Genomic DNA, 22,533 nt, shown 5'->3' with positions numbered 1-22,533 from the left:
ATAAGGAGACGAAATGCAGAAAATTCTTTGGAATACTAAATGGAGGTTGACGTTGGCATTGGCAATAGGCATTGCCTCCGGGATGGCACACGCACAATCATCGGTATCGCTTTACGGGCTCGTCGATGCCTTTGTGGGCGAGGTGCATCCGGCTGGCGCAGCGGGCAATGCCTGGCAGGTCGGGTCGGGCGGCATGACGACGTCCTATTGGGGAATGTCCGGCTCCGAGGATCTGGGCGGTGGTTTGAAGGCCGTGTTCACGCTGGAAAGTTTCTTTCGCGTGAACGGCGGTCAGGTCGGTTCCTTCAACGGGGAGTCGTTTTTCGGGCGCAATGCCTTCGTCGGTCTGAGTGGTCATTTTGGCGAGCTGACGCTCGGACGTAATACTGCCCCGCTGTTCGTGTCGACCCTGCTCTTCAATCCGTTCGGAAATTCCTTCGTTTTCTCGCCGATCGTCGTGCACAGTTACCTTGGCTCGGCCATGGGCGCCGCGTCGCTACAGAGTGACACGGCGATTGACGACTCGGTGCTGTACCAGACGCCGGAGGTAGGCGGCCTATCGGGAAGCCTGCTCTACAGCAATGCCGGCGTCGCCGGTCATGTGGGGCAGGCCAACTACAGCGCGAATGTCCTGTACTTCGCGGGCCCGTTTTCGGCGACGGCCGCCGTGCAGAGTCTGCATACGGCGTCCTTGTTTCTCAACGGGGCGACGACACAGACTGCCTGGTTGGTCGGTGGTGCGTATCGGTTCCGCGCGATCAAGCTATTTGCGCAGTACGAACGCGTGGACAACAATAATCATGTCACGGACGACACGGTGCAGGTCGGCATGAGTGTTCGAATGGGGCTCGGGAGCGTACTGGTGTCGTGGGCCGGAACGCAGCGACGCCCCTCGGCAGGAGATCATGTCCGTTGGTCGACAGCCGCGCTGGGCTATGACTACCCGCTTTCGAAGCGGACCGATGTGTATGCGGCCTGGCGTTACGACACGATTACCCGTGTGTCCTCAGGCAACAGCGTGGGCGCCGGGATACGGATGAAGTTTTGAGCGGCAAACCGCCGTTCAGGCAGAAAGCGGCCGGGTTGGGCATCCGGCCGCGGCCGCGTAAGCCGTGATTGTTCCGTGTACGATGCGAAGCGATGCATTTCCGCGGGACTGCATGGATACAATACGCGACCACGGATTCGCGTGTCACGGGCCGTGGACAACGGGTGATCCGGGTGAATTTCGAAGAACTGACGGCGTGACACATGCGCGGTTCCAGATGGGAAGATGCGTTCGGCTTGACGTGAGGCTCGCGCTATCATGTCTGGACGTCATCACAGCCCCTTCATGGCCCATGGTTTTGCCGAAAGTCCGACGCGCCGGTCGCAACCCGCTTACGACAGTCGAACTCCTGCCTTTACCGACCGAGAAAGTCCATGCGCTCCCCCTCGAAAATCACGTGGCACTGGCAGTGGTGCGGGCCGGTCATGGGGGAGAAGCGCAGATCAGTTGTCTGTTGCGGGTGGTCTATCTCGCGTTTTACCTGCGTGGCGAGAGCGAGTTGGGAGAGGCGCTGGCGCTGTACCAGCGGGCCGAGGCCGCCTTGGAAGCGTGCATCGCACGGGCAGAGCACGGGGCCGCGTGGCTGTTGCTCGATCACGAGCGCTCCATGATCGAGCAGATTCTGGTCTTACACGACGAACAGTTGGCGGCCGTGCCGATGCACCGGTATTGCTCCGCGTGGGAACGCCTGGAGCGATTCATGGCCGCTCAGATCCCGTCGCCCATTTCGCCGCTGAACGCGGCGTCGTGACGTAAAGCCGCCTCCTGACTGTGAGAATCCCCTGAGATGAGCCCACCGCCTTTTCGGTGAGCCGTGCGTCGGCCACCGAAGGCGAGGTCGCGTCAGCGCGAGGGCGAGCCATTGACCGGGTGTGACGGGCCACGACCCTGCTGCCTGCGGGTTGTGCCGCGAACTCACTCTGACCCGACGGGATGTCCCGTCGATAAGACGGGTTTGGCCACGCATCTTTTTCGCTGCTTGAATGCCTCTGAGTTCCGGCTACGTGTGTGCCGGGTATGGAGGGCGAGTCATGTCATGGAATGGTGACGAAGCGTTGACGATCCTGCGCCGACGGCAGGTCGAGCAGCGCACGGGCCTATCGCGCTCGACGATCTACAAGCGCATGCGGGACGGAACCTTTCCGCCCGCGATTCCGCTCGGCGGGCGGATGGTCGGGTGGCGGGCAGCCGATATCGAACGGTTCTTGGCAAACCCCGCGCGTTATCGCGCTTCCCAGGCGCGCGAGCCGGAAATGCACGGAGGCGGCGGTGAAGCGTAATGAGCGTCAGTGGTCGCTCGATGAGCGTCTTCGCAATTGGGGGCAGTCAAGCCGCGGTGCGTACGATCGCGTTGATGCCGAGTGCGTGACACGGGCGTGGCGAACGCTTGCGCCACGGGAGCGGGAAATCTTGCGAATGGTTTTCCTGTGGCACGCGGGCAGGGAAGTGGTGTGCCGACGGCTGAAGATTCCTCGCCATCCCGGTCGCCTTTTCGATTTCGAACTTCATGCGGCACGTTCTGCGCTTGCTCGTACTCTTGCAGAAGATGAGCGTCACCCGTGACGTTCCCGTAGCGTATGTCGTGCGATTTTTGGTTCACCCCGCGCCAAGGCAGGGTGAACCGAAGTCACGTCGCGAAGACGCCGTCATCGTCAAGATCGTGCGCACATGGAGCACCCAATGATTTTAGGAACGGCCAGGAACATCGCAGCCCGACAAGGATTCCGGTTCATCCTGTTGACGAATGTCGACACTTGATTCGACGCGACGGCTGACCTACAGTGAAGCCAACAATCTGATCCGGTCAACGTGCGTAGCACGACCGAGTACGCGTTAGCGGCCCCGCAGCATCGATGCCTGTGTGATCACGTGGTGCGCCGCAACGCTCACGCAAAAGCCTGCAATCGCAGGCTTTTGCGCTTTCTGGCGTGGTTTCATGATTCCCCGTTGAACCTGCAGTGAGCCTTCCTGGCGCCGCGAGTTCACTGTTTCACGCAGGGACGTCGATGCTCGGAGCCCCATCCGAGGAATGACGGCCATGAAATCGCTTCTGGTGGCTTCGGCCCATGGTGGTACCGGCAGAACGACACTGGTGTGCCAGTTCGCCCATTATCTTCGCCTCGTGCGCGGATACCGGGTGTTGGTGATCGACTTGGCCGAGCCGGCATGCAGTGCCATGTCGCTCGCGCGAGGCCCGTGTGCGATCAGGATGAAGCGCGGATCGGACGATATTCAACGCAGCCCATTACCTGATACGGCTGCGCCGCGCATGGGTGTGCTCGCCGCGGATGCCATTGCGGGCATCGCGCGCCGCGATGATCCGCTCGGCGCGCGCTGTTACGCCAACTTGCGACACCTCTTCTCGCAGGTTGCGCCATCGTTCGATGTCGGTCTGATCGACAGTCCGCCATGGCCCGACCCACGCGCCATTTGCGCGGCCGCACTCGTGGATGCATTGGTGAGTCCGATTCTGGTGTCGCCGGACACGCTTGGGCAGGTGGCCGAATTCGTCAATGGCAGCAACGGGGTGCGTAGTGTACGTGCTCGGCTCAATCCATCGCTGTGCTTTGTCGGCATCGTGCCCAACTGCGTCGAGCTGACACGCCGGCAACAGGCACAGCTCAAGTGGATTGAAGCGAGCGTGGCTACATGGCTGGTTCCACATGCTCAAGTGTCGGCAGGCTATCTACGCCTGCCTCGGCTCGACGCCATCACGCAGGCGCAAGCGTGCGGAATATCAGTTGCGGATCTGGTTCGAGTCGATTCAACCGTGCATACCGAATGGCACACCCTGAGCGCGTGTTTCGACACGCTCGCTCGCCACCTTGATCACGTGGGCGAATCGGCATCGCAGTCAGGTGTGGCCGAGGTGTGCGATGCATAACAGCGCGTCGGCGTCGGGCTGGCGGCAAACGGCGGGGTGCCGTCTGGTGCCGCTTGCCGCCGTTCTCGGCATGCTGCTGATGGCGCCCGGAATGGCCCGGGCAGACGACTGGGGTTGCCAGGTCATGCTGTGTCTGTCGAATCCGGGCGGGCCGGAGCAGTATGCCGAATGCGTGCCGCCGATCGAAAGGTTGTGGGCGGCGTTAAGACACGGTGATCCCTTTCCGACATGCGATGTTGGTGCGGGTGGCACGCAAGGCGGGACGACAACCAACACGCTGGCCAGCGGCGGTGATTGCCGCGAGGACTTGCTGGACTGGCGTGATCCGCAGCCGAGCGATCTGCCGTGTCGAGCAAGCGGCGCAAACAACGTCGTGATCGACAACCAGCGCTATACGCGTGTCTGGTGGGGCGTCGGCGCACAGGCGCCAACGATCACCGAATTTTACGGTGCAGGCAGTACGCAGGTGCCCTATTGCCCTGTGCAGTCCGCCATGCACGTTCTGCAGCGTATCAATCAGCAGTGGGATCGCTTTGGCGGAGGGAACTGATCATGCCGCTCGACTTCTTGGCGCTTGCGCAACAGTGCGCGCCGCAGATCGCCCCAGTCACGATGGCGGCGATCGTGCGCATCGAGTCCGGATTCAATCCCTATGCGATCGGCGTCGTACGTGGCCGACTGCTGCGGCAACCGTCGAGTGCCGCCGAGGCCGTGGCAACCGCGCGCGCGCTGGACGCGCTCGGCTGGAATTTCAGTGTCGGACTCGCGCAGGTGAACCGCGCGAATTGGGTAGCCTATGGCCTGACGCCTGAGAACGCATTCGAGCCCTGTCGCAATCTGGCCGCAGGTGCCGGGATTCTGCAACGCTGTTTCACTGCGGCCCGAGGCAGGCAATTCCATACCGTGGCCAACGCTCAGTCTGACGTGCAGGCTGCGCTGCGCGCGAGTCTGTCGTGCTATGCGAGCGGCGATTTTTCGACCGGCTACCGCACGGGCTACGTACAGCGCGTCGTGGACAAGGCGATGGAGCCGTCGTCAACGGTGGCAACGGTGCCGGCGATCGCACCGATCCCGGTTGTGCCGATCGGCCCCGCCATACCGACTCGCTCACCGCAGTCCCGAGCCGCGATTCGACAGACATTGGGACCGGAGCGCGACGGGGTGACTGCCACATCACCGACGACGGGTCGGCCGCGCGAACCGGACGGCAGTGCCGTGGTGTTCTAACCCACCATTTTATTCAAAGCAGAGTGCGATCGATAGAATAGGAGGCGATCATGTATTTAGGAATACGATTTAAGGATAGGAAATTCCGTGCGTGGTCGGAACGATTGATGCTTGACCGGAAGGCGGCGTGGGCAATCGCTATCGCTGCTTCGGTTCTGATGTTCGCGGCCCCGGCGTGGGCGCAGCTTTCCCAGGTGAGTACGCTGCTGAACACGATCCAGGTGACGCTGCTTGGTGTCGGTGGTGTGATCTGCTCAATTGCCATCATCTGGGCGGGCTTCCGGATGATGTTCCAGCACGCCCGCTTCGGCGACATCGCGAACGTGTTCATCGGCGGAGTCTTCGTCGGCTGCGCGACCGTGATCGCCGGCATGCTGATTCCGACGAGCTGATCCGGGAGCGCCGAACCATGAATTCGCTCAAGGATCCCGTCTTCAAGGGGTGCACGCGTCCCGCGATGCTGTGGGGCGTGCCGCTCGTGCCGTTGCTGACCATCGGCGGTGGCATGCTGATTCCGGCCATCTGGGCGCTGCTCGCGAGTCCGCCACTGGGCGTTTCGATGCTCTTGCTGATGATTCCCGTGTTCGTCGCGATGCGGGTGAATACGCGGTACGACGACCAGCGTCTTGCGCAGTACGCGCTACGCATTCGCATGGCGCGGCGCCAGCGCAATCGCCGCTTCTGGGGCGCGCACGCCTACGTGCCGATCCGCCTGAAGAGGAGGGCGTGACATGCCGGCCGAGCCGCAACTGGTTTGCGTCGCCAACCGGGAAGTGCCGCTGGCGGGCTTCATCCCGTACTCGACGCACGTTACCGACCACGTCATCAAAACGCGCGAAGGCGACTACCTGCAGATCTGGAAAATCGCAGGCATCGCGTTCGAGGCGGCGGATCCGGCCGACATTCTCGCGCGGCACGATGGCTTCAACCAGTTCGTGCGCGGGCTCGCAGGCGGACATGTTTCGATTTGGTCGCATCGCCTGCGCCGGCGGGTATCGGATCAGTTTTCGACGCCGTACCGCAATCGCTTCTGTGAGGAGCTGGCCAAACGCTACTACGCGAGCTTTGCCGGCTACCGGATGATGGCCAACGAGCCGTACCTGACGGTGGTCTACCGGCCGAAGCGCACCAGGCTCGGTCGCGTCTTCAGCCGAGCGGCACGCCGCACGCACGATGATATCCGGCGCGACCAGCTCGACGCGCTGAAGGTGATGGGGGAGCTGGCCGCTCAGGTTGAATCGAGTCTCAAGCCCTACGATCCGGTCGCACTCGGCGTCTATACCCGGCAAAGTCCTTTCACGCCGACCCCGCGCCGCTATTCGAGCGCATTGGAACTGCTCGGCTATCTGGTCAATGGGGTCTGGGAGCGTGAGCCGGTGCCCGCCGGCGCGATTCGCGAAGCGTTACCGAGCGCGCGAATCTTCGTCGGGGCCGAGAAGGTCGAGATCCGCATGCCGGCGGCAACCCGCTTCGCCGCAATGCTGGATATCAAGGACTACCCGGAAGACACCGAGCCGGGCATGCTCAATGGCCTGTTGTACGGCGACTTCGAGTATATCGAAACGCAGAGCTTCACAATTCTCGACAAGCCCACTGCGAAGCAGGCGCTGGAGCGACAGCGCAACCAGTTGATCGCAGGCGAGGACGTGGCAGTCTCCCAGGTCGAGGCGATCGATCGGGCGCTCGATGATCTGATCAACGGCGATTTCGTCCTTGGAGAATACCACTACACGCTCGCCGTGCTCGGCGACACGCCGGACGAGGTGTCCAAAAGCGTTGCGAAAGCCCGCACGCAACTGGCCGATGCCGGCTTCCAGACGGCACTGATTGATCTCGTTGCCGATGCGGCCTGGTTTGCTCAGCTACCGGGCAACTGGCGCTACCGGCCGCGCGAGGTGAAGCTCACGTCGCGCAATTTCTGCGGCCTGTCGAGCCTGCACAACTTCGCGACCGGCAAGCGCGAAGGCAATCCGTGGGGCGAGGCGATCACGATCGTCAAGACCCCCAGCGGCCAGCCGCTCTACCTGAACTTCCACGCGACACCGGAGAAGCAGGACTCGTTTGACGAGAAGGCGCTTGCCAACACCCAGATCATCGGCCGGGCCGGCGCGGGCAAGACAGTACTCGAACTGTTTTTGCTGGCGATGGCGACGAAGTACGACATCACGGCGGTGCTGTTCGACAAGGACCGCGGCACGGAGATCGCGATTCGCGCGATGGGCGGCACCTATACAGTATTCCGCCGTGGTGAGCCGACCGGGTTAAATCCGTTCCAGATGGCGCCGAGCGAGTCGGTGATCGACTTCTGGGAGCGGCTCGTGCGCAAGCTCGTTGACATCGGCGGGCCGTTTTCCGCGCGCGATGAGCTCGACATTTCGCGCGCGGTGCGTGAGGTTGCGCGCATGGACAAGCCTTTGCGGCGCCTGTCGATGGTCCGGCAGCTTCTGCCGAATGTGGGCGAGAACAGCCTGCATGCGCGCTTGGCCAAGTGGTGCGCAGGCGGGCGTCTGGGCTGGGTGCTCGACAACCCGACCGACCGTATCGTTCTGGCGGATGCGGCGCTGTTCGGCTTCGATGATACCGAGCTGCTCGACGACGCGGAGGTGTCGACGCCCGTCACGATGTATCTGCTGCATCGGACCGAAAACCTGATCGACGGCCGCCGCTTCATCTACGTCATGACCGAATTCTGGAAGCGCCTGGGTGATCCAGTGTTCACCGATTTTGCGAAGAACAAGCAGAAGACGATCCGTAAGCAAAACGGGCTCGGAATTTTCGATACCCAGTCACCGGCCGATGTGCTGCGCAGTGAAATCGCGAGCGCGTTGATCGAGCAAAGCGCGACGTTTTTCTTCCTGCCGAATCCGCGTGCCGACTACGATGACTACGTGCATGGTTTCAAGCTGACCGAGGCCGAATTCAATATCGTGCGCAACCTCGGCGAGAACAGCCGCCTGTTCCTCGTCAAGCAGGGCCATCGTTCGGCCATCGGCCGGCTCGATCTTGCGGGTCTTGGTGACGTGCTTGACGTGCTGTCAGGCACGACCGACAACGTGGAACTGCTCGATACGATCCGTGCGCGAGTCGGCGACGCGCCTCACGACTGGTTACCCGTCTTCCATGACCAGCTTGCCAAGCGCCGGGCGGCCCAGATCAGTGCGCGTCAGTCTCCATTGCCGGGGCCGGGAGGTGCACGATGAGTGGCCTCTTTACCGCCTTGGGCGGCACCGTCGAGAACGGCATGTCGAGCTATGTCACGAACGTGTCGTCGGCACTTTCCGAGGCGATCGTGCCTGTCGTGACAACCGCCGTCACGATCTGGGTGCTTGCCTATGGTCTGGCGGTGGTGCGTGGTGAAGCTCACGAGGCGGTGCCGGCCTTTGCTTGGCGAGGGCTCAAGGTTGCAATCACGCTCGCGTTTGCGCTCAGCACCGGCATCTACCAGCAGCAGATCGTGACCGCTGTCAACGGCGCGACGTCGGGGCTTGCCCAGACGATCCAGAACGCAGCGGACACGACGGGCGGCGGCAATCCAGGATGCGGCTCGGTCAACGGAGTCAGCGTGACGGGGCAGGCAGCGGCGACCAGCATCTACCAGACGCTCGACTGTTATGACCAGCAGATCGATCTCGTGGCGAACGCCTACTTCATTAGGGCGACGCATGAGGGCATCAGCCCGAGTGGTCTGGCTGCCGCCGTTGGTGATTTCCTGTGCGGCGTGGTTGCCGCGCTCGGCGGCGCGATCTTCCTGATTGTCCTGGCCTTCGAGGTCATGATGGCGCGGGTGCTGCTCGAGCTCGTGCTCGCGCTTGGGCCGATCTTTATAGCCTGCGCGGCTTTTGCCCCGACCGCGCGCTTTTTCGAGGCGTGGACCGCGAAGATCGCCAATTACGCCTTGCTGCAGGTCCTCGTTGCCGCCTTCCTCGGTATCGCGCTCACGGCATTTTCGGCCGATCTCGCGTCGTTTCACGCGACGGGCAGCTCACCCGGCGGCAATGCGTTGGCCTTGATGCAATCCATTTCCGCATCCTTAGACGACGCGGCAGCGGTGCCCGCCGCGTTTGGCCTCTTTGCGGCCGGCGTGCTCCTCGCGATGGTCGGCTGGCAGTTGCCCGCCGTCGCGGCAGGGCTGTGTGGTGGCGCGACGTTGTCCGGCTTTGGCGCATTCGTGGCGGGCGTCGCGTCGCAAAGCCTTGTAACGGCGATCGGACGGGCGTCCAGCCGCAACCGACGGGGGCCACGTCCCGGTGGCGAGATTCATGACAGGACGCCTTCAGTTGGCGGATCGGGCGGCGGTGCGGCGCCGGCTTACCAGCGCGCCGCGCGCGCGAATCTGGGCCGACAGGTCAGTTGAAGAGGAGGTGACGATCATGAGCGGAAGAAGCAGACGGATGGGTGCCGCATTGATGTGGGCGGCATGGTGCGCCGGTGCTCACGCACAGGGTATCCCGGTCTATGACGCGCAGAGCGTCGTGCAGGCGATTGCTACGGTCGGCCAGCTCAAGCAGCAAGTGCAGCAGGAGATTCAGATCTATCAGTCAACGGTCGGCACGCGCGGCTTCGGTGCGCTTCTGAACAATCCGGTTATCGCCAGCTCGTTGCCGTCGAACTGGCAGAGCGTCTATGCGGCGATCCAGACGGGCGGCTACGCGGGCCTGACCGGCCGCGCGCAGGCGTTGCGCTCGGCCAGCCAGATCTACAACTGCGAGGACCAGACCGGGATCGATCAGCAGGTGTGCCAGCGCGCACTGAACAAGCCCTATCAGGACAAGGCATTCGGCCTGCAGGCGTACCAGAGCGAACTGCAGGAACTGGACCAGATCCAGTACCTGATGCGGCAGATCGACGTGACCCAGGATCCGAAGGGTGTCGCGGAATTGCAGGCGCGTATCCAGACCGAAACCACGGCGGTCAGCAACGAGATGACCAAGCTGCAGCTTTTCCGGATGCTGGCCGAGACCGAAGACAAGCTTGTGGCCGAGCAGCAGAGCGAACTGGTGCTGAGCCGGGCGGGCAAGACCAACCGGCTGCAGGACCAGATGGTGCCGGCGTCGTTCGGACGCTGAGGAGCACGCCATGTCCGTGTCGACTTCCCTGATCCTCGCTGGGTGCCTCGCTTGGAGCCTGAGCGCGTGCAGCAGCGGGCCGCCGTTGCCCGTATTGCCGGACGGCCTGCACCGTATGCCGATCAACCGCGTGCCGCCTGCGCTTGATGCGCCAAGTGCTCCGGCCGAGCGCGCGTGCCTGGGTGCCGGAGACCGTTCATGAGCGCGTCGCACGACTATGGGCGCGTGCTTGACATCGAGGCGTCGCTGACTCACCTGCAGGAGCGCTCCGAACGACGTGCGTGGCATGTCGCCTATGCGGCGATCGGCGTCACCATGCTCAGCACCACGGCGCTTGCGGTGATGGTGCCCTTCTATCGCGTGGTGCCCTTGCCGATCGAGGTCGATCGCCTGACGGGCGAATCCCAGGTGATCGACGTACTCGACGCCCGCCATGTGCATACGAAGGAGATCCAGGACAAGCACTGGGTCGAGACCTACGTGCGCGCCCGCGAGCGCTACAACTGGGGGCTGCTGCAGATGGACTACGACAGCGTGCTCGCCATGAGCGATGAGGTCGTTGCGCGCGATTATCGCGGTACCTATAGCGGCCCCGATGCGCTGGACCGGCAGTTGGGGCCGGGCATCGAGCGGCGCATGCGGATTGTCTCGGTCACGCTGCCGCCCGACGAACCCGGCCACGCGGTCGTGCATGTCGAGCGCACGTCGTTCAGGAACGGCGAGGCCAATGCCGAGCCCACCCAGCGCTTTGTGATCACGCTGGCCTATACGTACCGGCCACCCGTGTTCACGCGTGAGAGCGTGGCGATTGCCAACCCGTTCGGCTTCAAGGTCACGGCCTATAGCCGGGACGCGGAATATACGCCGCCAGCGTCCGCCGCAGCTGTAGGAGGCACACCATGAAAGCGCTTCTCCTTGGTATCGCGCTGGCGAGCCTGCTGTTCTCGGGCATGGCCGACGCGTTCGATCTGCCCGGATGGCATGACGACTCGCGCGTTCGCCAGGTGATCTATCGCGCGGACGAGGTGGTACGCGTCGAGGCGCAGCGCGGCTTTGCCACACACATCGCGCTCGATCCGCACGAGCACATCCTGGTCGTGGCACCCGGAGACCGGGACGGCTGGCAGGTGGTCGCGAACAAGGGCGATCACGACGTGTACCTGAAGCCGCAGCTTGCTGCGCACGCCTCGAATCTCGAAATCCGCACCGACCGGCGCAGCTACAGCTTCGATCTGGTGGTGCTGCCGCTCAAGGCGAAGTTCGGCAATGCCCGCGTGATGTATCGCGTGAGCTTCGTCTATCCGGACGAGCGGACGAAACAGGTGCACGCGGATTCGGACGCCGCGCTGGTCGCGAAGCGCTTGGCGCAGCCACCTGCCGTACGCAACGTGCAGTACTCGATGCAGGTCATGCCGAACTCCGATGACATCGCGCCGAGCGCGGCATGGGACGACGGGCGCTTTACCTATCTGCGCATCCCGAACAACCGGCGCATGCCGGCGATTTTCCGCGTGGCCGACGACGGCACCGAAAGTGTGGTCGACAAACACATCGAAGGCGACACGATCGTTGTGCACGAGCTCGCGAAGCGTTTTGTGCTTCGGCTCGCGGGCGAGGTCGTTGGAATCTGGAACGACGCGTACGACATGGACGGCGTGCCGCCCCATGACGGCACGACGGTCAATGGGGTGAAGCGTATTTTGCGGAGTCGTGGCGATGAGTGATGATACCCCGCGCAATGTGATCGAGCCCGACGATGCCTCCGGCCTGCATCCTGGACGCGACCAGAACGAGGGGGCATCGGTCAGTTCTGCGGATCGCGGTATGCCAGCGCTGGGGCAATACCGTGGTACCCGCCCGCGCGCCTGGTGGCTGACACCGATCGTGATCGTGCTGGTTGTCGGCGCCGGCGCCGTCTGGACCGTGCACGGTTTTCTCGCGCGCCATGATGCCCAGGCGAAGGCACGGCGTGATTCGGTGGCCGATACGCCTTCCCAGGGCCGCGTTTTCACGGATCAGCCCGCGTCGTCGGTGGGTCGTGCGGCTTCGGCCCCGTTATCCGCGAGTGCTGGCGCGGTTCGTCCCACGCCAGCGTCGGGCGCGGATGTGGCCGCAGCACCTGCTCGCACCATGCGCGCTGTGGCGTCGCGCAGCTATTACGATGCACCGCTGCTCGCAACGGGCGGTGCACAGGAGCCTGCGGGTGGGCTGCCTGGCGTACCGGAGGCGGTTGGGGTGACGGGCGCGGCGTCATCGCTTGCACCCGCCGTAGCCAGCGGCGCGGGGACATTCGCTCAAGGGCCGGGGCAGGTGGGCGGCGCGCTCGCCCAGGCGCTAACACCAACGGTCACACCGCGCGTGCAGGCCGGGACGCTGGGTAATCGGAGCCTGGTGCTCGCGCAGGGGGCCAAGATCGACTGTGTGGGCGATACGGCCTTCGATTCGACCGAGGCGGGCATCTCGACCTGCACGGTGGCGAAGAGCGTGTATTCCGACGACGGCCGCGTGGTGCTGATCGAGCGTGGCTCGCAGATCAGCAGCCAGTATCGCTCGAATCTGTCGCCGGGCCAGAAGCGGGTGTTCGTGCTGTCGGCCCGTATCAAGACGCCGCACGGTGTCACGGTCGAGATCGACTCGCCCGCGGCCGATGCGCTTGGCCGCATGGGCGTCGACGGCTATGTGGACAATCATTGGCGCCAGCGTATCGGTGCGGCGATGCTGCTCGGCATCACCCAGGACGCGATTGGCTATCTGTCGACGCGCGGCGGCAACGCCAACGGGCCGGTGGTGTTCGAGAGCACGCAGCAGCAGGGCAACGACATGGCCACGCGCGTTCTCGACAGCACGATCAACATCCCGCCGACGCTGACGCAAAACCAGGGCGCGGAGTTCACGATTGTGATTGCGCGTGATCTGGATTTTGGTTCGGTGTATGCGCTGCAGCCGGAGGGCACGCGATGACGCCTCATGCACACCTGTCGGATGCGTTGCGTGACCCGGTGCTGGCGCGGCTACCCGACGACGCATCGGTACGCGAACTGATGCGACCGTTTGCGCGGCTTCTCGACGATCCCGACGTGACGGAGCTGGTGATCAACCGGCCGCAGCGTGTGCTGACCGAGAATGCACTCGGCTGGCACGGCCACGATTGCCATGATCTTGATTTCGACCGACTGATGTCGTTCGCCGTGGCGGTGGCCACGCTGACCAATCAGGAAATATCGGCCCAGCATCCTGTTCTATCGGCATTGCTGCCCGGCGATGCGCGCATCCAGATCGTGGTGCCGCCGGTCGTGCCGCCGCGAACGGTGTCAGTTACGATCCGCCGTCCGTGCGCACAAGAGAAGGTCCTCGATGCATGTCGTGACGAGGGACTGTTCGACGATACGGTATGGCGACGCCCGGATGGACTCGACGCAGGGTTGTCGGCGTTGCGCGCTGAAGACCGCAAGCTCGTGCGGTGCCTGGAAGTCGGAGACTGGGGCACCTTTTTCAAGGGCGCGGTCACGGGGCGGCTTAACATCGCGGTCGTCGGCAATACGGGTTCCGGCAAGACCAGTTTCATGAAAACCCTATGTCGCTCGATTCCAGCCACCGAGCGGATCGTGACAATCGAGGATGTCCGCGAACTGTTCCTGCGGCACATCGAGAACTGCGTGCATTTGTTATACAGCAAGGGCGGGCACGGTCAGGCGCGCGTGACGCCCGCAGATCTGATCGCAAGCGCGATGCGCATGCGTCCGGATCGGGTGCTGCTCGCCGAGCTGCGCGGTGCCGAGGCCTATGACTTTCTGAAGCTCCTGACGACCGGGCACGCGGGTTCGATCACGAGCTACCACGCGCCCAATGCGAGCGTCGCGATCGAACGCTTCGCGCTGATGGCGAAGGAACACCCCGAGGCCGCAGCCTGGGACGATGTCGCGCTCAAGCGCCTGCTGTTCCTGACCATCGATGTCGTGGCGCATATGGACGCGCGCCCGGTCTTTAATGCAGCGGGCGAGCAGACTGGCAAGCGTTGGAGCATGACGCAAGTGTGGTTCGATCCGGTGCGCAAGGCGCGCACTGCGTTCGTATAGGGACCGGTCATGAAGCAACCGTCTTCCCCTCTGCTTCAGCATACTCGGACGGCCGCAATGACGTTGGCCGTGCTGGCTTGCCTGATGGCTGGACTGGCAGCGTCGCTCTGGCTCGCGTCGTTCTTCCTGTATGCAAGCTTGCGGATCAATCCGCTGCACGCGGGACTGTGGGGCTGGCTCGACGCGGCGCTGGCCTGGCGGAACGGGACGATGCCGAGCGTCGGGCGCAAGCTCGCGGGTGCCGCGCTCTTGGGCGTACTCCTGTCCTTTGGGGGCCCGGTCTTTGGCCTGCATGCGCTATGGGCGAGCTCGAACCGACGTCGTCTCTATGGCAGCGCGCGTTTTGCGAACGAGGCGGAAATCCGTCGGGCGGGGCTGTTATGACGACGCACACGCACCTCGATACGTCGCCCGCGATTGTCGTGGGCGTATGGCGCGGGCGCTACCTGCGCTTCGCCGGTCAGCAGTTCGTGCTGCTGGCCGCGCCCGCCCGCTCGGGCAAAGGCGTCGGCATCGTGATTCCGAATCTGCTCAGTTTCCCCGATTCGGTCGTGGTGCTCGACGTCAAGCAAGAAAACTATGCTGCCACGGCGGGCTTCCGGCGAGCGCACGGGCAGGATGTGTACCTGTTCAACCCGTTTGCCGAAGACGGCCGCACGCATCGCTACAACCCGCTGTCGGCGATCTCGGATGGCGTGTTCCGGGTGGGCGACATCCTTGCGATCGGCTACGCCCTCTATCCGCCAGGCGGCCACGACGATTTCTGGAAGGACCAGGCGAGAAACCTGTTCCTCGGCATCGTCCTGCTGTTGTGCGAATGGCGTGATGCGCGCCGGGCCGGCGAGGGAACATCCATTCCCGATTATCCGGTCACGATGGGCGAGGTGTTGAGGCAGTCATCCGGCAATGGCATGCCCGTCAAAACCTGGCTGCAGCGCGCATTGACCCAGCATCGTGACCTGCTCTCTGGGCAATGCGTCGACGCGTTGAACCGTTTCCTCTCGAATGACGACAAGGTGCTAGCGAGCATTCTCGCGACGTTCAACGCGCCGCTCACGATCTGGGCCAATCCGATCGTCGACGCAGCGACGAGCGCGAACGATTTCGATCTGCGCGATGTGCGCCGACGCCGCATGTCGGTTTATATCGGCATCACGCCGGACCATCTGACGGAGGCGGCGCTGCTCGTCAATCTCGTGTTCTCGCAGCTTGTCAATCTGAACACCAAGCAGTTGCCCGAAGCCGATCCGACGCTGAAATTCCAGTGCCTTGTGCTGCTCGACGAGATGACTTCGATCGGGAAGATCCACATCATCGCGCGCGCGGTTGCCTATATGGCGGGCTACAACCTGCGCCTGCTGTCGATCGTCCAGTCGATCGCGCAACTCGAGTCCGTCTACGGGCGCGCTGATGCGCGCACCTTCATGACGAACCACGCGATGCAAATCCTCTACGCGCCGCGCGAGCAAAAGGATGCGAATGACTACTCGGAAATGCTCGGCACGTTCACCGACCAATCGCGCAGCGTGAGCCGCTCCAATGCGTTCTTCGGCGGCCGGGGTGGCTCGAGCGAAAGCGTATCGGAGCAGCGCCGACCGCTGCTGCTGCCGCAGGAGCTGAAGGAACTCGGTCGCGACAAGGAAATTATCGTACTCGAAAACACCAAGCCGATCCTGGCCGACAAAATCTGCTATTGGCGCGATCCCGAGTTTGCGTCGCGTGTCGTGGCCGCGCCATCCGTGCCTGTCATGGACCTGCCCCAGTTCTGCGCGGTGGTCGAGCGCCGGCTGCGCGATGTGCATCCCGAGGAGGTCGATCCGCACGGTGTGGGGCTAACCCATTTTCCGCCCGAGTATCTGGAAGTGCTGCAGGCGTGGGATCCGCGTGAGCTTCCGCCGAATCTTGCCGACATCAGCGAGGCGGAAGCTGTGGCCTACGTGGAACGGCATTTCATGCTGCTGGGGGTGCCGGCCAGCGAGGTTGTGCAGGCGAGACGCCGCCTGAGCGTGGACGATCTTGACGTGGCGGAACTTGATTTTGTTCGGCCGCCGCGACGTGCTGCCGCAAGTGGTCCACCAGTCACGGGAGCCCTGCAATGACGACACCCTACGTGGATGAGGCGGACCGTGCGCGTGCCGCGCTTGCCGTGATTCCGGCTGACGACTACGAGACCTGGGTCGACATGGCGTTCGCGCTCAAGCAGGGCTTCGGCGACGAGGGCTTTGAAATCTGGGACGCGTGGAGCCGCACGGCCGCCAACTATAACGAGCGCGCGGCCCGGACCACGTGGCGCTCGGCCAGCGCGTCGGGCAGCAAGACGCTTGCCACGCTGTTCTGGCATGCGCGCCAGCATGGCTTTGACCTGACGCGAACGAATTATCCGGACCGAATGAGCGCCGCACTCGCACCGTCTCCCGAGGTGCTGGCGCAGCGAGCGCGCGAGGAAGCGCAGCGGCAGGCGCGCCACGCGGCGGTTGCCCGCGAGGCCACCTCGATCTGGCAGTGGGCGAGGCCGGTCGGGCCAGCGCATCCGTATCTCGTGCGCAAGCACCTTGAGCCGGTGGGTACGCTACGCGAGCTGGATGCACTGGAGCTGCGTGCGCTGCTTGGCTATACACCGGCCAGCGAGGAAGAGCCGCTGACGGGGCGCGTGCTGATCGTGCCTGTCTGGAGCGGACCGATCTCGACCCTGGAGTTGATCGACGAACATGGGCGGAAATCGTCTCTGGCCGGCGGCGTGAAGAAGGGCGGCTACTGGATGACGCCGCCGATGCTGGTTCCGGCCGACGAATTTTCGCTGATCCTGATCGCTGAGGGCATGGCGACGGCATTGTCCGCCTCACGCGCGACGCACTGGTTCGCCGTGGCGGCGCTCTCGAGCGGGAATCTGGGTCTGGTGGCGCAGAACCTGCGTGAACGGTATCCCGATGCAAAGCTGATGGTACTCGGCGAATTGGGCAATGGCGAGGCGCAGGCTCGGCGCGCCGCGCAAGGCGCGAAGGCGTTACTGGCCTGGCCACGGTTTGCCGCAGATGCGCGTATTGACGGAAAGGTGCCGAACGATTTCAGCGATATGGCGGTGTTATCGGGCTTTGATGCCGTCGGCGAGCACCTGCACGCCGTAGCCCGTTCTGTAGTGAAGGCAGATAGTCAACCGGATGTCTCCACCGTATCCGGCATGACCGTGATTGAGGTGGATCAGCGTGAGGAGGACAGAAAAATGGGCAACGTCAATGAAAAGCTGCTGGCCGACGACGACGGCATGTCGGGTCGCCGGTCCTCGAAGCGCAGCACACCGAAACCGGGCGCGCCGGATGTGCCGGCAACGGACGATGCATCCGGCTCAGCGCAACCATCGGTGGATTCTCCCGCTGTGTCGCCGGCTGCGGCGCCGCCGGTTGCTGATCCGCCGCGGTCTGCGTCGGTGCGCCCGCCAGTCGGCGAGCCCCTGTTTGGCGTGCGTGACGTTCCGAGCGAGGTCAGAGCGCTGGCGGAACACCGCTTCGGCTCGCCACTGAGGATGGGCACGCCACGCGAGAGCGGCGGGCCGTATCGCGGTGAGGTGTTCAACACCGAACACTACCTGATCCAGGAGGTCTCGACGCGCAGCGTCGTGTTTCACCGCAAGGATCAGATGACGTTTGTGTCCGAGCGTCTGAAGTGGATGGACGAAAACGCGCGACTGAACGGTTCCGAGTTGCAGGTGGGTTATGACGGCCAGCTGGCAAAGGTCTATCCGTGGGACCGTGCGCGCGACCAGCTGGAGCGCACGGTTGGTTCGCTGAAGAAGTCCGCACGTGAGCTGAATTTCAGCCCCAATCTGGAGGGAATGCTCGACCAGTTGCAGGCGAGATCCTGGACACGTATCCGGGAGGCGCGCTCGGCTGAGCTGGAGAAATCCAGGCAGCAGGATGCATCGCGCGAAGCGGGTTCGGCACCTGACCGATAGGGCACGGCAGCGTCGTACCCACGTGCAAAGCCGGACTTGAGGATGCGAGGTGGCGACATGGCTCAGAGAACTTCCGCTCACGAGGCCGATCCGGCCGTCAATGTGATCGAACAGGATGAGCTGGGCAGCAGTGGCGGCTCGGCTCCGTCGCACGCTCGTCGGGACAGGCTGGAATCGGCCGCGATGGACGCCGTGTCCGCCCAGCGCCGACGCGAGTTCGATGCGGCCCGGGCGAGATTGCGGGATCAGGCGATGCGTGACGACGCCACCACACCGCGGCAGGCCGATCCCCGCTCCCCGATCGGGACAACGGCCGAGGTGGACCGGGGAAGTGCGCCGCTTGACCAGCCGCCCGAACGCGTGCGCAAGCGCTATCTGCGCGCGGGCAATCAGTATTTCCTGAAGGATGCGCCGTATCAGCTTGCGTTCGAGGATCTGGGGCCGTACCTCGTCACGGAGCACAACCGGCTGGACGTGGTCGAGTCGATGATTGACATGGTGCATGCGAAATCGTGGCGGCGCATTCGCGTATCGGGCCACGAGGCATTTCGCAGCGAGGCGTGGCTGCAGGGCACGCTGCTCGGCATCGAGGTGAATGGCTACGAGCCGAAAGCCGCGGACCTGGCCCGTCTGGCGGATGCCCGGCAGGCACGGCTGGATAATCGCATCGAGATCGCGGCGCAGGTCAGGGCGAGCGATGCTGCAGGCGCACGCGGTCACGCAGACGATCGGGCTCGGGCCTCGTGCGCGCCGCGCGTCGACGCAGGCGCGACCGTCAGCGGAACTTCTCCATCCGCGTCAGTGCATGGGCCCGCACCGGAACCGCCTATCCCGGAAGCGAATGGGAGCGCCGCAATTGACGAGACCGACGCCCCTCGACGGTATGCCGGCGAACTGCGTGAGCACGGTGGCGCCCCATACCAACACAATCCGGCGCGCAGCGACTCGTATTACGTCGTGTTTCGCGACGAGGCAGGAACCGATCAGGTGGTGTGGGGTGTGGATCTCGAGCGAGCGGTGCGTGAGGCGAATGCTGGAGTCGGGCAGCAGGTGACGCTCGAAAATCTCGGCAAGCGCTTCGTCACCGCGCGGGTGCCGATCCTGGATGATGAAGGAAGGGTAATCGGCGAAGAGGAGAATGACGGTTATCGCAATACCTGGCAGGTGGAGGTCGTGCAGCGGGACCGGACAGCCTGCGTCTCGTCGCCACAACCCAACAATTCGATGGATAGCATTGCCCGCTGCGCCGATTCGCACGCTGTGCACGTCACGAAACAGGAGCCACATGGCCGGCGTGACGCGCAGGATTCGGAAATCGAACGGACATTGCATTTGGCCGTGCTGGCGGCAGCCATGCGCGAGCAGGGTTTCAGTGAGCGCTCAGTGGCCCGCGTGCAGCAGCGTGCTGAACGCATGCTGGTTGCGTTCCAGCAAGAGGGCATTCCGGTGCCGACACCGAAAATATTCGATCCGAAAGCGCCATCGGGCCGGGAGCGTCGCAAGCGTCCCGCTGCGGAACGCACGTGGGCCCAAGAGATCGACCGAGCGCCCGCCGAACCATCACCCAGTTCCCCGTCTCGTTGAGGTGAATCGTGGTGGTGCGCGAGCGTTTGTGTGTCGAACTCGGGCCAGTCAGATTGCGCTGGGACGACTGGTGCGCACGCCGCGGTTTGACCTCCGGCGAGGGCGTTCGCCAGTTGGTCGCGATCGCCATCCGTGACGATGCGCATGGGGAATCCGGTGCGATCACTTCGGGCTTGCCCAGGCCGGTCGTCGGGGAGCCGCGCAGTCGCATCGAAATTCGACTGACCGTCGCGGAACTGAACGCTGTCGAACAGCGTGCTGCTGCGTTGGGTCTGAGCGGAAATCGCTGGATCGCGTCGCTGGTGCGTGCGCAATTGACACGGGAGCCTCAGTTGGGCGAGCACGAGATGCATGCGCTGTCCGTATCTAATCAGCGGCTTGCCGAGATCCGCCGCTTGCTGGCTCACGTTGTGCGTGCCGACGGGATGGCGCTCGTGCGTCGGGATCTGACGCTCGATTGGGCAGAAATGCGAAGACAGATTGATGACCATCTGCGTGCGACGGCGGGCGTCATTCGCGCAAACCTCGATCGTTGGAGCCGCTGACATGCCTTATCCGAAAGTCTACATCGACGCGATGCTCGTGAATTGGGGCGATCGATTGTTTCAGGAGCCCTTGCGGCATGCACGCGCATCGCAGCTTTCCCGTGTCGGTATTCGGGACGAGGCCGCCCGCATGCGTGCCCAGCTCGCCCGCACGCTCAGGCGCACCCCTGAGGTCATGGTCAAGATCACCAACAAAGCGGGCAGCGCGCAGGGCATGGGTGCGGTGCGTCGGCACCTGCGCTATATCTCCCGTAACGGCAGAATCGAACTGGAAGACCAGAACGGCGACCGTATTGCCGGCAAGGATGCGTTGCACGATCTCACGAAAGCCTGGCAACTCGGCGGGTGGGGCATCCCGGAGACCAGCACGCGACGCGAGGTCTTTAATATTCTGCTATCGATGCCGCCGGGAACGGACCGACAGGCGGTGCGCGATGCGGCGCGGGACTTCGCGGCACTCGAGTTTGGCGACGGCCGCGCATATGTCTTTGCGGCGCACGAGGACGAAGCGCACCCACACGTGCATCTGAGCGTGCAGGTGCGTGGTCCGCACGCTCGTCGCCTGAATCCGCGCCACAAGGATCTCCAGCGCTGGCGCGAGCGCTTTGCGCAGAAACTGCGTGAGCGCGGTGTCGAGGCCAATGCAACGCCCCGGCGTGCGCGTGGCGTGACGCAGCGCTATCCGAAGTCGGCCGTCGCATATATGATCGCGCGGGGCGAAGCGCCGAGGTACTGGAAACCGCTGCCCACTGACACCCAGCGCGATGCTCGATGGGTAGCGCAGGGCGGCGTATTCACAGCTTGGCGAGCGATGGCCCATGCGATGGCGAGCTCGTGTGCGCGTGAGGATCGTGCGATGGCCGTTGAAATGGCGTACTTCGTTGGGGCCATGCCCGTGCAACGAGACCGGCCTGTGCAGGGGCGTGAGCAGGACATGCGGCGCGAGCAGCCGGATCGTAACGTGCCGGATGCAATAGATCGCTCAGACGACGCCAGGCCGGACTTGGAGCGTTGATGCCGAGAGGACGTGATGGCCATGACTATCGCGCCGTGGACCGATGGCAAGTGCACCAGCGGGGCTGGATTTTGAGCATATGGAAATCCAGCACAAGGTCGGTGGCGCAGCGTCTTTTGCACCACGTGGGAAGCTGATCTTCTACAGTTGGATCAGGGTGGATGACCCGGCAGGGCTATTTGGCGGTGGCCTTGATCGGATGGTGAGGAGACTGCTGGTTTTGAGGCGAAACGAGGCTGCAGTTTCGGTCTGTCGGGTTCATTCACGATTGATAAACCACGCTGGCCCGGCCTTAAATGTCGCGTAGAGCAGAAGCAGCAGGATCATTGCGAGAAACGGGAAGATGTAGATTCCCGCCGGAAAAAACAGTACGAGTTGGAGCGCCGATCCAGCCGCGCCATACGGCAGGTTCGTGTCCCGGACGTTTTTGTAGATCAAGCAGATGACCGCCGCAAGTCCCATCGTCATGAGAATCAGGCCACCCGACGTCGGTTCATGATGCAGAAATTCTGAGCCCCACGCGACAAAGCCCCACCAAAGAAAACTGATGCCGATGGACGCAAGCCAGAATCCTTGTGCAGTGAAAAAACTGTAGCGGAAGCGGCGCCGGCATTGCCGGTTGAATAGTTGGATGCCTTTGGCAATTCCGATAATAGTGCTAATGATAATCGCAAGGTGCAGAAGCTCCATGGGAGATTCTCCCGGAAATTCAACTCGATCGTATCGCTAGTGCGGTTGATCGGGAAGGACTGGCAGAAAGGGTTAAATGTGGGAAGGTACTTTTACCATAATAGATGGCCGTGCATGTAAATGCAACGATCCCTATTTATGGATATTTTGGAATGTTGTTTTGTTGATTCTTTTTTTCATAATGGAAAATTTTCGTTGCGACTGAGTCTGCCGGTCGATGAGTGCCACGTCGATACATGGTGCCCCGACGTTCAACAGTTTCGATATACCTTTTGGTAGGCGCGGTCGTATAGATCAAGGATTAACTGGCGCCAAGGGCCGTTAAGGATGCTCTGCATAAACCGGAATCAAGTGTGCTTGATTGCTTGACGGGGAACTGAATGCGCCGCGACGTCGCCCGATCAGCCGAGAACGAAGCACTCCAAAGAGCAGCAACTAGCGTTCGCGGA

22 protein-coding genes are annotated in these 22,533 nt (G+C 63.3%); 21 read left to right on the top strand and 1 reads right to left on the bottom strand.

Going from position 1 to position 22,533, the window contains the following annotated elements; translation table 11 throughout:
• The first annotated feature begins 13 nt into the window (after window positions 1-13).
• From DID96_RS17675 to DID96_RS17565, 21 genes are all read left to right on the top strand, one after another.
• Window positions 14-1,048: a porin gene (locus DID96_RS17675; protein WP_124600576.1), complete on the top strand. Its 1,035-nt coding sequence runs from the start codon at window positions 14-16 to the stop codon at window positions 1,046-1,048.
• Between the two features lie 397 nt (window positions 1,049-1,445).
• Window positions 1,446-1,799: a hypothetical protein gene (locus DID96_RS17670; RefSeq protein WP_409333784.1), complete on the top strand. Its 354-nt coding sequence runs from the start codon at window positions 1,446-1,448 to the stop codon at window positions 1,797-1,799.
• A gap of 280 nt (window positions 1,800-2,079) precedes the next feature.
• Entirely contained in the window at window positions 2,080-2,328 is a 249-nt protein-coding gene (locus DID96_RS17665; RefSeq protein WP_124600574.1) for an AlpA family transcriptional regulator, read from the top strand.
• 758 nt (window positions 2,329-3,086) lie between these two features.
• A complete protein-coding gene (locus tag DID96_RS17655) occupies window positions 3,087-3,932 on the top strand; it encodes a ParA family protein (protein WP_185732284.1) in 846 nt (281 codons plus the stop codon).
• Complete coding sequence (locus DID96_RS17650; RefSeq protein ID WP_221624587.1) at window positions 3,925-4,482, top strand: hypothetical protein; 558 nt, start codon at window positions 3,925-3,927, stop codon at window positions 4,480-4,482. The genes DID96_RS17655 and DID96_RS17650 overlap by 8 nt, the downstream gene beginning before the upstream one ends.
• On the top strand, window positions 4,482-5,159 hold the full coding sequence (locus DID96_RS17645) for a lytic transglycosylase domain-containing protein (protein ID WP_409333787.1): 678 nt from the start codon (window positions 4,482-4,484) through the stop codon (window positions 5,157-5,159). Before DID96_RS17650 ends, DID96_RS17645 begins: the two co-directional genes overlap by 1 nt.
• Window positions 5,160-5,266: 107 nt before the next feature.
• Window positions 5,267-5,551: a TrbC/VirB2 family protein gene (locus DID96_RS17640; RefSeq protein ID WP_409333786.1), complete on the top strand. Its 285-nt coding sequence runs from the start codon at window positions 5,267-5,269 to the stop codon at window positions 5,549-5,551.
• A gap of 17 nt (window positions 5,552-5,568) precedes the next feature.
• Window positions 5,569-5,889, top strand: coding sequence for a type IV secretion system protein VirB3 (locus tag DID96_RS17635; RefSeq protein ID WP_124600569.1), 321 nt, complete (start codon window positions 5,569-5,571; stop codon window positions 5,887-5,889).
• 1 nt (window position 5,890) lies between these two features.
• Window positions 5,891-8,359: a VirB4 family type IV secretion/conjugal transfer ATPase gene (locus DID96_RS17630; RefSeq protein ID WP_124600568.1), complete on the top strand. Its 2,469-nt coding sequence runs from the start codon at window positions 5,891-5,893 to the stop codon at window positions 8,357-8,359.
• Window positions 8,356-9,513, top strand: a complete 1,158-nt coding sequence (locus DID96_RS17625; RefSeq protein WP_124600567.1) for a type IV secretion system protein — start codon at window positions 8,356-8,358, stop codon at window positions 9,511-9,513. The genes DID96_RS17630 and DID96_RS17625 overlap by 4 nt, the downstream gene beginning before the upstream one ends.
• Window positions 9,514-9,529: 16 nt before the next feature.
• Entirely contained in the window at window positions 9,530-10,225 is a 696-nt protein-coding gene (gene virB5, locus DID96_RS17620; protein WP_124600566.1) for a P-type DNA transfer protein VirB5, read from the top strand.
• Window positions 10,226-10,423: 198 nt separating this feature from the next.
• Entirely contained in the window at window positions 10,424-11,128 is a 705-nt protein-coding gene (locus tag DID96_RS17610) for a virB8 family protein (protein WP_124600564.1), read from the top strand.
• Window positions 11,125-11,949, top strand: a complete 825-nt coding sequence (locus tag DID96_RS17605; RefSeq protein WP_124600563.1) for a TrbG/VirB9 family P-type conjugative transfer protein — start codon at window positions 11,125-11,127, stop codon at window positions 11,947-11,949. The genes DID96_RS17610 and DID96_RS17605 overlap by 4 nt, the downstream gene beginning before the upstream one ends.
• The gene (virB10, locus tag DID96_RS17600; RefSeq protein WP_124600562.1) at window positions 11,942-13,186 is read left to right on the top strand and encodes a type IV secretion system protein VirB10; all 1,245 of its coding nucleotides are present in this window, start codon (window positions 11,942-11,944) and stop codon (window positions 13,184-13,186) included. The genes DID96_RS17605 and virB10 overlap by 8 nt, the downstream gene beginning before the upstream one ends.
• Entirely contained in the window at window positions 13,183-14,301 is a 1,119-nt protein-coding gene (gene virB11 / locus DID96_RS17595; protein ID WP_124600561.1) for a P-type DNA transfer ATPase VirB11, read from the top strand. The genes virB10 and virB11 overlap by 4 nt, the downstream gene beginning before the upstream one ends.
• A 9-nt stretch (window positions 14,302-14,310) precedes the next feature.
• Window positions 14,311-14,685 carry a hypothetical protein gene (locus tag DID96_RS17590; protein WP_124600560.1) on the top strand — a complete coding sequence of 125 codons (375 nt, stop codon included), beginning with the start codon at window positions 14,311-14,313 and terminating at the stop codon, window positions 14,683-14,685.
• Window positions 14,682-16,400 carry a type IV secretory system conjugative DNA transfer family protein gene (locus DID96_RS17585; protein ID WP_124600559.1) on the top strand — a complete coding sequence of 573 codons (1,719 nt, stop codon included), beginning with the start codon at window positions 14,682-14,684 and terminating at the stop codon, window positions 16,398-16,400. The genes DID96_RS17590 and DID96_RS17585 overlap by 4 nt, the downstream gene beginning before the upstream one ends.
• A complete protein-coding gene (locus DID96_RS17580) occupies window positions 16,397-18,250 on the top strand; it encodes a PriCT-2 domain-containing protein (RefSeq protein WP_124600558.1) in 1,854 nt (617 codons plus the stop codon). The genes DID96_RS17585 and DID96_RS17580 overlap by 4 nt, the downstream gene beginning before the upstream one ends.
• A 57-nt stretch (window positions 18,251-18,307) precedes the next feature.
• Window positions 18,308-19,834 carry an LPD7 domain-containing protein gene (locus DID96_RS17575; protein ID WP_124600557.1) on the top strand — a complete coding sequence of 509 codons (1,527 nt, stop codon included), beginning with the start codon at window positions 18,308-18,310 and terminating at the stop codon, window positions 19,832-19,834.
• Between the two features lie 8 nt (window positions 19,835-19,842).
• Window positions 19,843-20,379, top strand: coding sequence for a plasmid stabilization protein (locus DID96_RS17570; RefSeq protein WP_124600556.1), 537 nt, complete (start codon window positions 19,843-19,845; stop codon window positions 20,377-20,379).
• 1 nt (window position 20,380) lies between these two features.
• Entirely contained in the window at window positions 20,381-21,394 is a 1,014-nt protein-coding gene (locus DID96_RS17565) for a relaxase/mobilization nuclease domain-containing protein (protein ID WP_124600555.1), read from the top strand.
• Window positions 21,395-21,652: 258 nt separating this feature from the next.
• Here DID96_RS17565 and DID96_RS17560 read toward each other — a convergent pair whose 3' ends face one another.
• Window positions 21,653-22,084, bottom strand: a complete 432-nt coding sequence (locus DID96_RS17560; protein WP_124600554.1) for a hypothetical protein — start codon at window positions 22,082-22,084, stop codon at window positions 21,653-21,655.
• Window positions 22,085-22,533: the final 449 nt, after the last annotated feature.

The sequence above is a fragment of the Burkholderia sp. Bp8963 genome (assembly GCF_003854275.1).
Classification (GTDB): domain Bacteria; phylum Pseudomonadota; class Gammaproteobacteria; order Burkholderiales; family Burkholderiaceae; genus Burkholderia.
The sequence above is the reverse complement of the archived record's forward strand: the minus strand, read 5'-3'. Positions and strand labels throughout refer to the sequence as shown.